The organism is Cupriavidus sp. FW305-26, from assembly GCF_058787975.1.
Genome location: NZ_JBYTAH010000067.1, coordinates 1 through 13209 on the forward strand (window position 1 = coordinate 1; position 13209 = coordinate 13209).

Below are 13209 nucleotides of genomic sequence, written 5' to 3' on the forward strand. Positions count from 1 at the left end.
TGGTTCACGCACAGGTTGGAATGCGCGCCGTACGACAGGCCGACCGACGCCGAGGCGCGGCTGATTTCTTCCATCGCGATCATGTGCGCCAGGTAGCCCATGTTGGCGCCGCCGTATTCCTCGGCCACGGTAATGCCCAGCACGCCCAGGTCGCCCATCTTCTTCCAGGCGTCCATCGGGAACTGGTCGGTGCGGTCGATCTCGGCGGCGCGCGGGGCCAGCTCGGCCTGAGCCCAGGCGCGCACGGAATCGCGCAGCATTTCGATGTCTTCGCCGAGGTCGAACTTGAGGCCGGGGAGGGTGTTCATAGCGGTGTTGTCTCTGGTGTTGTCTGTGGGAGCGGGGGGATTGGCTGGCGCCGTGCACCGGCGCCAGCGCGTCAGGCCGTCCTGGATTCGCTGAGTTTCAGGTCCTGCGTCATGCGCTCGCGCATCACGAATTTCTGTACCTTGCCGGTGATGGTCATGGGCATCTCGTCGACAAAGCGGATGTAGCGCGGGATCTTGTAGTGCGCGATCTGGTCGCGGCAGAAATCGCGGATCTCGTCCTCCGTGGCGCTCGCGCCGGGCTTGAGCACGATCCACGCGCAGACCTCCTCGCCGTACTTCTGGTCGGGAACGCCGAACACCTGGACCGCCTGGACCTTCGGATGGCGGAACAGGAACTCCTCGATCTCGCGCGGGTAGATGTTCTCGCCGCCACGAATCAGCATGTCCTTCACGCGGCCGACGATGTTGCAGTAGCCTTCCGCGTCGATGGTGGCGAGGTCGCCGGTGTGCATCCAGCCGTCGCGAATGGCTTCGGCGGTACGCGCCTCGTCATCCCAGTAGCCCGGCATCACCGAATAGCCGCGGGTACACAGCTCGCCGGTTTCTCCTACGGGAACCGTGGCACCTGTCGCATCCACGATCCTGACTTCGAGGTGCGGCTGGATGCGGCCCACCGTGGTCGTGCGCTTGTCCAGGGGATCGGTGGTGCTGCTCTGGAAGGAGACCGGGCTAGTTTCCGTCATGCCGTAGGCAATCGTCACCTCGGACATATGCATCTGCGACACCACGCGCTTCATGGTTTCGATCGGGCAGGGTGACCCCGCCATGATGCCGGTGCGCAGGGAAGAGAAGTCGTAGCTCGCGAAGTTCGGGTGATCGAGCTGGGCAATGAACATGGTCGGCACGCCATGCAATGCCGTGCAGCGTTCTTCGCTGACTGCCTGCATGGTGGCTTCCGGCTCGAAGGCCTGGCCGGGGAACACCATTGCCGCGCCGGAGGACACGCAGGCCAGCACCGCCAGGACCATGCCGAAGCAGTGATAGAAGGGCACCGGGATGCAGAGCTTGTCCTGCTCGGAGAAACGCATCGCCATGGCAATGAAGCGTGCGTTGTTGACGATATTGCGATGGGTCAGCGTGGCGCCCTTGGGCGCACCGGTAGTGCCGCTGGTGAACTGCACGTTGATCGGGTCATGGCGGTCCAGCTGTGCCGTGATGGCATCCAGCGTCGACCGAGCCACGCCTGTGCCGCGCGCAATCACGTCGGCATAGCGGAGCATCCCGGGTGTATGGTCGTCGCCCATGCGGATGACGCAGCGCAGTGCCGGCAGCCGCGCCGCCTGCAGTTCGCCCGGCGCGCAGGTGGCCAGTTCGGGGGCGAGTACCTGGAGCATCTCCAGGTACCGTGAGGTCTTGAAGGCTTCCGCCGCGACGATCGCCTTGACGCCCACCTTGTTCAGCGCGTACTCCAGCTCGGACAGGCGGTAGGCGGGATTGATGTTCACCAGCACCAGCCCCAGCCGCGCCGTGGCGAACTGGGTGACCAGCCACTCGACCCGGTTGGGGGACCAGATGCCGACTCGGTCGCCTCTGGCCAGCCCCAGCGTGTGCAGGCCTGCCGCCAGTGCGTCCACGGCATCGGAGAATTCGCGCCAGTTCCAGCGCACCCCTTGCTCGCGAAAGGCAACGGCTTTCCGTTCGGGATAGCGAGCCACCGTTTGCGCCAGCAACTCCGGCACGGTCTGTTCCGACAGCGGAATGGTGGTGTCCCCTCTCACATGCGAAAACCCGCCAATCGGCAGGATGGTGGGAGAGGACTCGGCCTGCATCGTCATACTTGTCTCCAAAGCCCGGTTGTGGTTCGTCACATTGGATATTTGTGAGTGTTACTCAATAAACGGCGCATCGATGGATTCTGGGGTGGCGTCTCCGGGTTTTCCCGTATATTTGCGGCGCGGTTGCTCTATTTTTGGCTATTCCTTCGAGGCTCGCCTGACACCCGTTGGTGCGATGATCGAAAAATACATGGTGCCAATCGAAATGGCAACCTAAAATTGAGTAAAGCTCAAGTCAGGGCTGAGCCGGCCCTATAATCTCGCCTTCGGGCAAGCAAGGACTCAATCAAGATGGAAGACGTCACATCGCCCCGCCGTGTGCCGGCGGGCGCCAAGGCGGAACAACGCATCCGGGACATCCTGCGCGTCAGCCGCGAGGTATTCGCCGAGCTCGGCTATGAGCGGACCACGACCACCGAGATCGCCCAGCGCCTGGGCATCTCCGAGGGCACGGTGTTCACCTACTTCCATGGCAAGCGCGAGCTATGCGCACGCGTGATCGAGGACTGGTATGACGAGATCATCAGCACCGTGGAACAAGGCATGCCGCACGGGCAAAGCACAAAGGTGCAGCTGGAGTTCTATGTCAGGACACACCTGCGGTTGTTCCTGATCCAGGGGACGGGCTTGTGTGCGCTGGTGTTGTCGGAGGGGCGTGCAAAAGGGCCGGGGCTGGGAGAGGTGTTCGTACCGCTGCAGCGCCGCTATACGGCACCGTTGATGGACTTGCTGGCGCGGGCGCGGGACAACGGCGAGATCCGGGATGACCTGCCGTTGAGCCTGCTGCGCTCGGCAATCCTCGGCCCGATGGAGCACATCCTGTGGGACGCGATCGCCCGGCAGCGGCAAGTGGATATCGAGAAGACGGCCAGGGATATGGTGGCGTTGTTGTGGCCCGCCTTGCTGCCTGTAGACGTCGAGGTGGAGAAATTGCGCGCATTCTATGGAGAAGTCGGCGCAGCATTGAGAAGGGCGGGCAACGGTTGACGTGCGGCGCGCCTTGAAGCGCCGGTCCACTAATCCACTGATCTAGTTCTTGCGAGGGACCCTTGCCGGATTCATGCGCCGCCATACGCGATCGCCTGCTGGCGGCCCTGCACGTCTTCGAATAGGCCTTAATCTACCAGGGCGAACGCCCGTCGATTTCCATTGACGGCAGCCCCAGCAGCGCGCGCGCCTGGACCACTGTCGCCACGGGGCGCCCATATTCCTCGCACAAGGCCGCTACCTGGCTGACCAGCGCGGCGTTGGAGGGCGCCAGTGTCTGCTTGTCAAGCCGCACATTGTCTTCCAGGCCGGTGCGGCAATGGCCGCCCAGTTCGAGCGACCAGCGCGCCATCGTCAGCTGGTCCCGGCCGATGCCAGCGCCGGTCCAGGTCGCATCGGGTGCCAGGCGCCGCAAGGTGTGCACGTAGAAGGCAAGCACCTCGCGATCGACCGGCATCGCATTCTTGATCCCCATCACGAACTGGATATGCAGTGCGCCGTCGATCTTGCCGGCCTGTTGCATGGCCACCGCCTGGAAGATCATCGACAGGTCGAAGGCCTCAATCTCGGGCTTGATGGCGTAGGCCTTCATTTCCGCGGCGAGCCAGTCCACCAGGTCTGGCGGATTGTCATAGACGCGAGTGGGGAAATTGACCGAGCCGGTGGCAAGCGACGCCATGTCCGGGCGCAGCGACAGCATCCCCCCTCGCTCCCTTCCCGCGCCTGAGCGGCCGCCGGTGGAGACCTGCGTGATGATGCCCGGCGCATGCTTGCGGATGCCCTCCAGCACGCGGGCAAAGCGGTCGGGCTCGGAGGAGGGCGTCTCGTCGTCATTGCGCACGTGCAGGTGGACGAGCGTGGCGCCCGCCTCGAAGGCGGCCTGGGTGGATTCGACCTGCTCGCTGACAGTGATCGGCACGGCAGGGTTGTCACGCTTGCGCGGCAGCGAGCCGGTGATGGCGACGGAGATGATGCAGGGCTGGGTCATGTCGGCTCCGGTAAGGATGTATGGCATCACGCCTGTGACAGGAAGTGGATCACCGCGTGCGAAAACGCCTCGGGCAACTCCCAGTTGGACAAATGCGCGGCGTTGAGCGCGAGGTATTCGGCGCCGGCAATGCCTTGCGCCAGCTCGCGGCCCTGTTCCGGCGTGGTGGCGGCATCCTGCACGCCCGCGATCACCAGCACGCGCGAGCGGATGCCTGCCAGCAGGCCGCGCAGGTCGGCGTCGCGCACGGCGGCGCAGTTGGCGATATAGCCATCGGCATCCGTGGATGCGAGCATGGCGAGCACGGGCGCGATGTGCGCCGGATCGCCGGCCAGCGCGGCCGGCGTGAACCAGCGGGCCAGCACGCCCCCGGCGATTGCCGCCATGCCCTCGTTGCGGACGCGCTCGATGCGCGTGTTCCAGCCGGACGCCGGGCCGATCAGCGCCGCGGTATTTGCCAGCACGAAGCGGCCGAAGTGTTCGGGATGGTGGCGTGCCAGCCAGATGCCGGTCATGCCGCCCATCGACAGGCCGCAGAAGTGGGCGTGCTCGACACCGGCATGGTCCATCACCGCCAGCACGTCGGCCCCGAGCTCGGCCATGCCGAACGGCGCTGCCGGCACGCCGGAGGCGCCATGGCCGCGCGTGTCGTAGCGCAGCACGCGGAAGCGCTCCAGCAGCGCCGGCATCTGCGGGTCCCACATCGACAGGGTGGTGCCCAGCGAGTTGGACAGGACCAGCACCGGCGCGCCGGCCGGACCGTTAAGTTCATAGTGAAGGCGAAGCCCGTCGCGGGTGGCAAAGCGCATGACGTGGGCTCCCTCAGCGGATCGATGAAGGATGCGGCGCCAGCGGCGTGACGGCGATCTTCATGTACGGGAACAGCGGCAGCCCCGACAGCAGCGTGTGCAGCGCCTCGTTGGACTCGACGTCGAACACGCTGTAGTTGGCATACTCGCCCACCACGCGATAGAGCTGCTGCCACTTGCCCTGGCGCTGCAGGTCCTGCGCATAGGCTTTCTCGCGCGCCTTGATGTCCTCCGCCTGCGCGGCGGGCATGTCGTGCGGCAGGTTTACGTCCATTCGTACCAGATACAGCATTGGTGTCTCCTCGCTTCGATTCTGATGGGGTCTGATGGCAGGGAATCAGGCGCGGTCGCGCCGGTAGTGGGCGAGCTTGTCCTCGTCCAGCGCCATGCCCAGGCCGGGGCCCTGCGGCAGGTGCAACGCGAAGTCGCGGTAGACGGGGCGCTCGGCGACGATGTCGTCCTTCAGCAGCAGCGGGCCGAACAGTTCGGTGCCCCACGCCAGTTGCGGCAGGGTCGCAAAGCCGTGGGCGGCGGCAATGGTGCCGATGCTGCCTTCGAGCATGGTGCCGCCATACAGCGCGATGCCGGCCGCATCGCCCACCGCGGCCGTGCGCAGCATGCCGAAGATGCCGCCCGACTTGGCGATCTTCAGGGCGAACACGTCGGCGCCGCCGATGCGGGCCAGTTCCATCGCGTCCTCGGGCCCGCACACCGCTTCGTCGGCCATGATGGGCACCACGAAACGCGCCGCCAGGCGCGCCAGCGCGGCGCGTTGCTCGCGTGGCGTGGGCTGCTCGATCAGGTCGATGCCGGCGGTCTCCAGCATGGCAATGCCGGTGGCGGCATCCGCTTCGTTCCAGGCCTGGTTGACGTCCACCGTGACACGCGCGCGCTCGCCCAGCGCGCGCTTGATCGCGGAAACGTGTGCGACGTCCTCGCGCACGCTGCGCCGGCCGATCTTGAGCTTGAAGGTATCGTGGCGGCGCTCGGCGAGCAGGCGCTCGGCCTCGTCGATGTCCCGCGCGGTGTCGCCGCTGGCGAGCGTCCACAGCACCGGCAGGGTGTCGCGCACGGCGCCGCCCAGCAGTGTCGCCAGCGGCACGCCGAGACGCTTGCCCTGCGCGTCCAGCAGTGCGGTCTCGAGCGCCGACTTGGCGAAGCGGTTACCGCGTGCGACCTTGCCGAGGCGCGCCATGGCGCCATGCACATTGGCCGCATCCTGGCCCAGCAGCGCCGGTGCAAGGTAGCTGTCGATGGTCAGCTTGATGCCCTCGGGGCTCTCGTCGCCGTAGGAAAGTCCACCGATGGTGGTCGCCTCGCCGAGGCCTTCGATGCCGTCGGCACAGCGCAGGCGGACGATCACCAGCGTCTGCCGCTGCATGGTCGCCATGGCGAGCTGGTGCGGCCGGATGGTCGGAAGATCGACCAGAATGGCCTCGATGGACTCGATGGCCGTGATGCTTTGCTGCGTCGCCACTTTCATACCTTCCTGATGCAGTTGAACGTTGCACCGGAGTATGGAGGGCTATTTTTGGGGTGTCCAAGACCGTTGGCGTCTGATTCCATACCTACAGAGTATGAACCGCCCGTTGCGCCTTATTCCTTCGGCGGCGGCAGGTAGGCCATGCCCTCATCCTCGTAGAGCTGGTAGATCATGTCCCGCAGCGAGCGCAGGTCGGCCGACTCGTCCAGCATGCGCGTGCTCATGATAATGGGCGACACCAGCTTGGGATCGTCCAGTTCCTTGTAGGTCACGTCGCCCCGCTTGAGCCCGTAGACGCTGCTCGGGACCACCGAGATGCCTTCGCCCATCGCCACCAGCCCGAGCGCGATCTGCAGCTCGCGCACCTCGTGCAGGCGGCGCGGCTTCAGGGCGCGGTCGTGGAAGGCGGCCAGCACCTGGTCGGCAAAGCTCGGGCGCGGCGCCTTGGGGAAGATGATGAGCGGCTCGCCGACCAGGTCGTGCAGCGCGAGCTCGGGCTTGGCGTCAGCCAGCGGATGGCCGACCGGCAGCGCCACGATCATGCGCTCCTCACGCAGCACCACGCGCCGCACCGACGGGTCTTCGTGGCGAATGCGCCCGAAGCCCACATCGATGCGCCCCTCCTTGAGCGCCTTGATCTGGTCCATGGTCGACATCTCGTGCAGGCTCAGTTCGAGATCGGCGTGCATCTGCCGGAAGCGCCGGATGATCCGCGGCAGCATCCCATACAACGTGGAGCCGACAAAGCCGACCGACATCTTGTGCTCGATCTTGCCGACCCGCTTGGTCATCGCCTGCAGTTCCGCGGTCTGTGCCAGCAGTTGCAGCGCGTGGGTATAGAAGAAGCGCCCGGTGTCGGTCAGTTTCAGCGGGCGCGAGTGGCGCTCGAACAGTTGCACACCCAGGTCGTCCTCCAGTTGCTGGATCTGGCGCGACAGCGGCGGCTGTGCGATATGCAGCCGCTCGGCCGCCCGGGTGAAGTTGCGTTCCTCTGCCACCGCCACGAAGTAACGCAGGTGCCGCAATTCCAAGACTATACCTCCTGAGTATCGATGGGATACTAAATCAGTGTTGGACTGCCAAAACTGCCGTTGACTATGCTCCATCCGTGCCCGGAAGACAAGCTCGATACCTGCAAAGCATGAACCGGGACCCAACCACAACTATGGAGACCCCCATGACTCACTCGGAAATCGACGCCCTGGTCCACAGCTTTATCGTCGCCACCGGCACGCAAGGCACCCCCGACCCGCGCGTGCAGCAGGTGGTAGTCCGCCTGACCGCGGACCTGTTCAAGGCGATCGAGGACCTCGACCTGAGCGCCAGCGATGTCTGGAAGGGCATCGAGTACTTCGCCGAGGCGGGCGCCACCCAGGAGTTGGGCCTGCTCGCCGCCGGCCTGGGGCTGGAGCGATTCCTCGACGTCCGCGCCGACGAGGCCGAAGCCCGCGCCGGCCTGACCGGCGGCACGCCGCGCACCATCGAAGGCCCGCTCTACGTGGCCGGCGCCCCGGAAAGCACCGGCTTTGCCCGGCTCGATGATGGTAGCGACGACGGCAAGGGCGAGGTCCTGTTCATGCAAGGCACGGTGTACGGCGCCGACGGCAAGCCGCTGCCCGGCGCCAGGGTCGAGGTGTGGCATGCCAACCTGATGGGCAACTACTCGTTCTTCGACAAGACCCAGTCGCACTTCAACCTGCGCCGCACCATCGTCACCGATGCAAACGGCCGCTACCAGTTCCGCAGCAACGTGCCCAACGGCTACGGCTGCCCGCCGCAAGGCACCACCCAGCGCCTGCTGGACCAGCTTGCGCGCCACGGCCGGCGCCCGGCCCACATCCACTTCTTCGTGTCGGCGGACGGCCACCGCAAGCTGACCACGCAGATCAACATCGACGGCGACGAATACCTGTGGGACGACTTCGCCTTCGCCAGCCGCGAGGGGCTGGTGCCGGCGGTGACCCGCGTCACCGAAGCCGCCGCGCTCGACAAACACGGCGTGGACAAGCCGTTCGCCTCGATCGACTTCGATTTCCGGCTGCTGCCGGAGCAGGCCGGCGCCCCCGCCGCCGAGGTGGAGCGCCAGCGCGCCGCCGCCTGATTTTCCGCAATGCCGCCCGCCGCGCGGGCCGGCAGATCCAGTCCGGGCGGCAGCGCCATGCGCAGCGCCGCCCCGGCGACAAGACATCGGCAGGAGACAACTCCATGATCCCCATCTATCCGGAGGGCAAGGCCCCCGTTCGCCCCGGCGCAAAGCGCCTCGACCTGGATACCTTCCTGGTGGAAGACAAGGCAAGCGGCGACTACCGGCTGCACCGCGCGGCCTTCACTGACGAAGAGCTGTTCGAACTCGAGATGAAACACATCTTCGAGGGCAACTGGATCTACCTGGCGCACGAAAGCCAGATCCCGAACAACAACGACTACTACACCACCCATATCGGCCGCCAGCCGGTGGTGATCGCGCGCAATCGCCAGGGCGAACTGAACGCCTTCATCAACGCGTGCAGCCACCGCGGCGCCATGCTGTGCCGCCACAAGCGCGGCAACAAAGCCACCTACACCTGCCCGTTCCACGGCTGGACCTTCAACAACAGCGGCAAGCTGCTGAAGGTGAAGGATCCCGAGAACGCCGGCTACCCTGACTGCTTCAACAAGGAAGGCTCGCACGACCTGAAGAAGGTGGCGCGCTTCGAGAACTACCGCGGCTTCCTGTTCGGCAGCCTGAACGCTGACGTGCCGCCGCTGAAGGATTTCCTGGGCGAAGCGGCGCGCGTCATCGACATGATCGTCGACCAGTCGGCCGACGGGCTCGAGGTGCTGCGCGGCTCGTCCACCTACACGTTCGAGGGCAACTGGAAGCTGCAGGCCGAGAACGGCGCCGATGGCTACCACGTGTCGGCGGTGCACTGGAACTACGCCGCAACCACCAGCCAGCGCAAGCAGAAGAACGCGCAGGAAGACAAGATCCGCGCCATGGACGCTGGCAAGTGGGGCCAGCAGGGCGGCGGCTTCTACGCCTTCGAGCATGGCCACATGCTGTTGTGGACGCGCTGGGCCAACCCGGAGGACCGCCCCAACTTCAGCCGCCGCGAGGAATTCGCCGAGCGTTGCGGCGCCGAGACCGCGGACTGGATGATCCAGAACTCTCGCAACCTGTGCCTCTATCCCAACGTCTACCTGATGGACCAGTTCGGCTCGCAGATCCGCCTGCTGCGTCCGCTGGCCGTCGACAAGACCGAGGTCACCATCTACTGCATCGCGCCGAAGGGAGAATCCGACGAGGCGCGCGCGCGCCGCATCCGCCAGTACGAGGACTTCTTCAACGTCAGCGGCATGGCCACCCCCGACGACCTCGAGGAGTTCCGCGCTTGCCAGCAGGGCTACGCCGGGCAGGCACTGGCCTGGAACGACATGTGCCGCGGCGCGAAGCACTGGATCGACGGTGCCGACGAGGCCGCGCAGCGCATCGGACTCAAGCCCGTGATGAGCGGGGTGCGCACCGAGGACGAGGGCCTCTACACGGTGCAGCACCGCTACTGGCTGGACGTGATGAAGAAGGCCGTGGCAGAGCAATCCGCCGAAGCCGCGAATGAAGCCACCGACACCACCGACGCCGCCGCAGGGAGCGCAGCATGAGCACCGCCGACATCACCCTCGACCAACCGGTCGACCTGGCCGCCATCCAGTCCTTCCTGTACCGCGAGGCACGGCTGCTGGATGACGAAGAGTGGGACGCATGGCTTGCGTGCTACCACCCCGACGCAAAGTTCTGGATGCCCTGCTGGGATGACGACGGCAAGCTGATCACCGACCCGCAGCGCGAGATCTCGCTGATCTATTACCCGACCCGCCAGGGCCTGGAGGATCGCGTGTTCCGCATCAAGACCGAGCGCTCCAGCGCCACCATTCCGGACACGCGCACCAGCCACAACCTGAGCAACGTGGAAGTGCTCGGGGTGGCGGGCGACACCTGCACCGTGCGTTTCAACTGGCACACGCTGAGCCATCGCTACCAGACCACCTACAGCTACTTCGGCATGTCGCGCTACACGCTCGACCTCTCCGGCGCGCAGCCGCGCATCCTGGACAAGTATGTCGTGCTCAAGAACGACTACATCAACCAGGTCATCGACATCTATCACATCTGATCCAGGCTGGAGGAACGCGCCATGGAACACACCATCGCCCTGCAATTCGAGGACGGCGTCACCAGGTTCATCACCTGCGGCGAGAACGAGACCCTGTCCGATGCCGCCTACCGGCAGCAGATCAATATCCCGCTGGACTGCCGTGATGGCGCCTGCGGCACCTGCCGCGGGCTGTGCGAGTCGGGCAGCTATGACCTGCCCGAATCCAGCTATATCGAAGATGCGCTGACCGCGGAGGAAGCTGGCCGGGGCTACGTGCTGGCCTGCCAGACGCGCCCGCGTTCGGACTGCGTGATTCGCGTGCCCGCCTCGTCGGCCGCGTGCAAGACCGGCGTCACCACCTACCAGGGGACGCTGGCCGAGCTGGAACAGCTCTCCGATTCGACCATCGGCTTTTCCATCGACCTGGACGAGGCCGCCGGCCTGGACTTCCTGCCCGGCCAGTATGTCAATGTCGAGATCCCGGGCACCGGGCAGACGCGCTCCTATTCCTTCAGCTCCGCGCCCGGCAGCGCGCGCACCGGCTTCGTGGTGCGCAACGTGCCGGAAGGCCGGATGAGCACCTGGCTGACCAGCCAGGCCAAGTCCGGCGAGCGCGTGGCGTTCTCGGGTCCGTACGGCAGCTTCTACCTGCGCGCGGTGACACGGCCGGTGCTGTTCCTGGCCGGCGGCACCGGCATCGCCCCGTTCCTGTCGATGCTCGATGTGCTGGCCGCCAGTGGCTGTGCGCAGCCGGTGCGCATGGTCTACGGGGTCACCAACGACATCGACCTGGTGGCGCTGTCACGCATCGATACGGCCCAGGGTGCCTTGGCCGGCTTCGAATACCGTACCTGCGTCGCCGACGTTGCCAGTAACCACCCACGCAAGGGCTATGTCACAGCCCATGTGGAGCCGGAATGGCTCAACGGCGGCGATGTCGACATCTACCTGTGTGGCCCCGTGGCGATGGTGGAGGCCGTGCGCGGCTGGCTGCAGCAGAGCGGCATCACGCCCGCCGGCTTCTACTATGAGAAGTTCTCGGCCAGCAACGCGGCATGAGCAAGGAGCACGACAACATGAGAACTGCTACACGCTTTGCCGGCAAAGCCATGATCGTGACCGGGGCCGCGCAAGGCATCGGCCGCGGCGTCGCACAGGCCGCCGCCGCCGAGGGCGCCTCGGTGGTGCTGGTCGACCGATCGGCGCTGGTCGATGAAGTCGCGGCGCAGATCGTTGCTGCGGGCGGGCAGGCCATCGCAGTGCACGCCGACCTGGAGCGCTATGCCGGCGCCACGCAGATGGCGCAGGCGGCCGAAGCAGCCTTCGGCCGCATCGACATCCTCGTCAACAACGTGGGCGGCACGATCTGGGCCAAGCCCTTCCAGGCCTATGAGGAGGACCAGATCGAAGCCGAGATCCGGCGCTCGCTGTTCCCCACGCTGTGGTGCTGCCGCGCGGTGCTGCCCGGCATGGTCGCGCGCCGGCAGGGCGTCATCGTCAACGTGTCGTCGATTGCCACGCGCAGCATCCACCGCGTGCCCTACGCGGCGGCCAAGGGCGGCGTCAACGCACTGACGGCCAGCCTCGCCTTCGAGCATGCGCACGAAGGCGTGCGCGTCAACGCCGTGGCCACCGGCGGCACCGAGGCGCCGCCGCGCAGGATTCCGCGCAACATGGCAGCGCAGAGCGAGCAGGAGGCCATCTGGTACCAGGCCATTGTCGACCAGACCAGGGCCTCGAGCCTGATGCACCGCTATGGCACGATCGACGAGCAGGTCCATGCCATCCTGTTTCTCGCATCGGATGAGGCTTCGTACATTACCGGCACGGTCTTGCCAGTTGGCGGCGGGGATCAGGGCTGATGAGCCAGCGTCTGGGTGGAATCGATTGGAGCGCAGTCCGACCGCCGAGGGACTGCAGCGTGTTGCATTGTTCGGCTTACAGCCTTCATTGGCAGATAGGAGTCAGATCATGAGCAAGCCCTCGATCATTCTGGTGCACGGTTTCTGGGGAGGTGCCGCGCATTGGGGAAAAGTCATCGTCGAACTGGCGCGAAAGGGGTATACGAACGTCCACGCCGTTGAAATGCCGCTGACATCGCTTGCTGACGATGTCGAGCGTACCCGCAAGATGATTGCCCAGCAGAAGGGGCCGGTCCTCCTGGTGGGGCATTCGTACGGTGGTGCGGTGATTACCCAGGCGGGTGACCAGCCCAATGTGGTGGGGCTTGTGTATATCGCGGCGTTTGCGCCAGATGCGGGGGAGAGCCCCGGTGGCATTACGCATCAGCATCTTCCGGTTGCGGCGCCCAATCTCGAACCCGACAGCGACGGCTACTTGTGGCTCAAGTCCGATAAGTTCCATGAGAGCTTCTGCCAGGATCTTTCGCCCGACGACGCGCTGGTGATGGCGGTGACGCAGAAGGCGCCGCTTGCAAGCACCTTCGGCGACGTCATCACGACGCCGGCCTGGAAAAAGAAGCCGTCCTGGTACCAGATTTCCAGCGAAGACAGAATGATCGCCCCCGAAAACCAACTGAAGATGTCGGCCCGGCTCAATCCCCGGAAGGTCGTGACTCTGGCGGCAAGCCATGCTTCGCTGGCTTCGAAGCCAGCCGAGGTTGCAGCGTTGATCGACGAAGCCGCGACGGAGTCGGTCAGGGGATAGCGCCCTGAACGCCCCGCCGGACCAGTGCGCCGAACAGC

General features: G+C 65.6%; 14 protein-coding genes. 7 read left to right on the top strand and 7 right to left on the bottom strand.

Annotation, left to right across the window (positions count from 1 at the left end):
• Both AC3WQZ_RS28250 and AC3WQZ_RS28255 read right to left on the bottom strand, forming a co-directional pair.
• The coding region (locus AC3WQZ_RS28250; RefSeq protein WP_492301663.1) for an acyl-CoA dehydrogenase family protein at positions 1-308 on the bottom strand (308 nt) is incomplete at its 3' end.
• 71 nt (positions 309-379) lie between these two features.
• On the bottom strand, positions 380-2104 hold the full coding sequence (locus AC3WQZ_RS28255) for an AMP-binding protein (protein WP_492301664.1): 1725 nt from the start codon (positions 2102-2104) through the stop codon (positions 380-382).
• Between the two features lie 291 nt (positions 2105-2395).
• Between AC3WQZ_RS28255 and AC3WQZ_RS28260 the strand changes: the two genes are divergently transcribed.
• The gene (locus tag AC3WQZ_RS28260; protein ID WP_010811729.1) at positions 2396-3091 is read left to right on the top strand and encodes a TetR/AcrR family transcriptional regulator; all 696 of its coding nucleotides are present in this window, start codon (positions 2396-2398) and stop codon (positions 3089-3091) included.
• Positions 3092-3224: 133 nt separating this feature from the next.
• On the opposite strand, the gene AC3WQZ_RS28265 is transcribed toward AC3WQZ_RS28260, so the two are convergent.
• The 5 genes from AC3WQZ_RS28265 to AC3WQZ_RS28285 all read right to left on the bottom strand — a co-directional run bounded on the left by AC3WQZ_RS28265 (position 3225) and on the right by AC3WQZ_RS28285 (position 7402).
• Entirely contained in the window at positions 3225-4079 is an 855-nt protein-coding gene (locus tag AC3WQZ_RS28265; RefSeq protein ID WP_492301665.1) for a 3-oxoadipate:acetyl-CoA acetyltransferase, read from the bottom strand.
• 26 nt (positions 4080-4105) lie between these two features.
• Complete coding sequence (gene pcaD, locus AC3WQZ_RS28270; RefSeq protein WP_492301666.1) at positions 4106-4888, bottom strand: 3-oxoadipate enol-lactonase; 783 nt, start codon at positions 4886-4888, stop codon at positions 4106-4108.
• Positions 4889-4901: 13 nt separating this feature from the next.
• The gene (catC, locus tag AC3WQZ_RS28275; protein WP_013956906.1) at positions 4902-5180 is read right to left on the bottom strand and encodes a muconolactone Delta-isomerase; all 279 of its coding nucleotides are present in this window, start codon (positions 5178-5180) and stop codon (positions 4902-4904) included.
• Between the two features lie 45 nt (positions 5181-5225).
• Positions 5226-6371, bottom strand: coding sequence for a muconate/chloromuconate family cycloisomerase (locus tag AC3WQZ_RS28280; protein WP_010811733.1), 1146 nt, complete (start codon positions 6369-6371; stop codon positions 5226-5228).
• Between the two features lie 113 nt (positions 6372-6484).
• Positions 6485-7402 carry a LysR family transcriptional regulator gene (locus AC3WQZ_RS28285; RefSeq protein WP_010811734.1) on the bottom strand — a complete coding sequence of 306 codons (918 nt, stop codon included), beginning with the start codon at positions 7400-7402 and terminating at the stop codon, positions 6485-6487.
• Between the two features lie 146 nt (positions 7403-7548).
• On the opposite strand from AC3WQZ_RS28285, the gene catA reads away from it, so the two are divergent.
• The 6 genes from catA to AC3WQZ_RS28315 all read left to right on the top strand — a co-directional run bounded on the left by catA (position 7549) and on the right by AC3WQZ_RS28315 (position 13171).
• Positions 7549-8472, top strand: coding sequence for a catechol 1,2-dioxygenase (gene catA, locus AC3WQZ_RS28290; protein WP_058698658.1), 924 nt, complete (start codon positions 7549-7551; stop codon positions 8470-8472).
• Positions 8473-8576: 104 nt separating this feature from the next.
• Entirely contained in the window at positions 8577-10010 is a 1434-nt protein-coding gene (gene benA, locus AC3WQZ_RS28295) for a benzoate 1,2-dioxygenase large subunit (RefSeq protein WP_010811736.1), read from the top strand.
• Positions 10007-10522 (top strand): benzoate 1,2-dioxygenase small subunit, encoded by a 516-nt coding sequence (gene benB, locus AC3WQZ_RS28300; RefSeq protein ID WP_439667935.1) that lies wholly within the window; start codon positions 10007-10009, stop codon positions 10520-10522. Before benA ends, benB begins: the two co-directional genes overlap by 4 nt.
• Positions 10523-10543: 21 nt before the next feature.
• A complete protein-coding gene (benC, locus tag AC3WQZ_RS28305) occupies positions 10544-11563 on the top strand; it encodes a benzoate 1,2-dioxygenase electron transfer component BenC (RefSeq protein ID WP_492301668.1) in 1020 nt (339 codons plus the stop codon).
• A gap of 17 nt (positions 11564-11580) precedes the next feature.
• Positions 11581-12366, top strand: coding sequence for a 1,6-dihydroxycyclohexa-2,4-diene-1-carboxylate dehydrogenase (locus AC3WQZ_RS28310; RefSeq protein ID WP_010811738.1), 786 nt, complete (start codon positions 11581-11583; stop codon positions 12364-12366).
• A gap of 109 nt (positions 12367-12475) precedes the next feature.
• Entirely contained in the window at positions 12476-13171 is a 696-nt protein-coding gene (locus tag AC3WQZ_RS28315) for an alpha/beta hydrolase (protein ID WP_492301670.1), read from the top strand.
• Positions 13172-13209: the final 38 nt, after the last annotated feature.

Excerpts from the sequence above, each read along its gene's own strand:
- AC3WQZ_RS28255 (WP_492301664.1), bottom strand. The coding sequence starts at position 2,104 with ATGACGATGCAGGCCGAGTCCTCTCCCACCATCCTGCCGATTGGCGGG.
- AC3WQZ_RS28260 (WP_010811729.1), top strand. The coding sequence starts at position 2,396 with ATGGAAGACGTCACATCGCCCCGCCGTGTGCCGGCGGGCGCCAAGGCG.
- AC3WQZ_RS28265 (WP_492301665.1), bottom strand. The coding sequence starts at position 4,079 with ATGACCCAGCCCTGCATCATCTCCGTCGCCATCACCGGCTCGCTGCCG.
- pcaD (WP_492301666.1), bottom strand. The coding sequence starts at position 4,888 with ATGCGCTTTGCCACCCGCGACGGGCTTCGCCTTCACTATGAACTTAAC.
- catC (WP_013956906.1), bottom strand. The coding sequence starts at position 5,180 with ATGCTGTATCTGGTACGAATGGACGTAAACCTGCCGCACGACATGCCC.
- AC3WQZ_RS28280 (WP_010811733.1), bottom strand. The coding sequence starts at position 6,371 with ATGAAAGTGGCGACGCAGCAAAGCATCACGGCCATCGAGTCCATCGAG.
- catA (WP_058698658.1), top strand. The coding sequence starts at position 7,549 with ATGACTCACTCGGAAATCGACGCCCTGGTCCACAGCTTTATCGTCGCC.
- benA (WP_010811736.1), top strand. The coding sequence starts at position 8,577 with ATGATCCCCATCTATCCGGAGGGCAAGGCCCCCGTTCGCCCCGGCGCA.
- benB (WP_439667935.1), top strand. The coding sequence starts at position 10,007 with ATGAGCACCGCCGACATCACCCTCGACCAACCGGTCGACCTGGCCGCC.
- benC (WP_492301668.1), top strand. The coding sequence starts at position 10,544 with ATGGAACACACCATCGCCCTGCAATTCGAGGACGGCGTCACCAGGTTC.
- AC3WQZ_RS28310 (WP_010811738.1), top strand. The coding sequence starts at position 11,581 with ATGAGAACTGCTACACGCTTTGCCGGCAAAGCCATGATCGTGACCGGG.
- AC3WQZ_RS28315 (WP_492301670.1), top strand. The coding sequence starts at position 12,476 with ATGAGCAAGCCCTCGATCATTCTGGTGCACGGTTTCTGGGGAGGTGCC.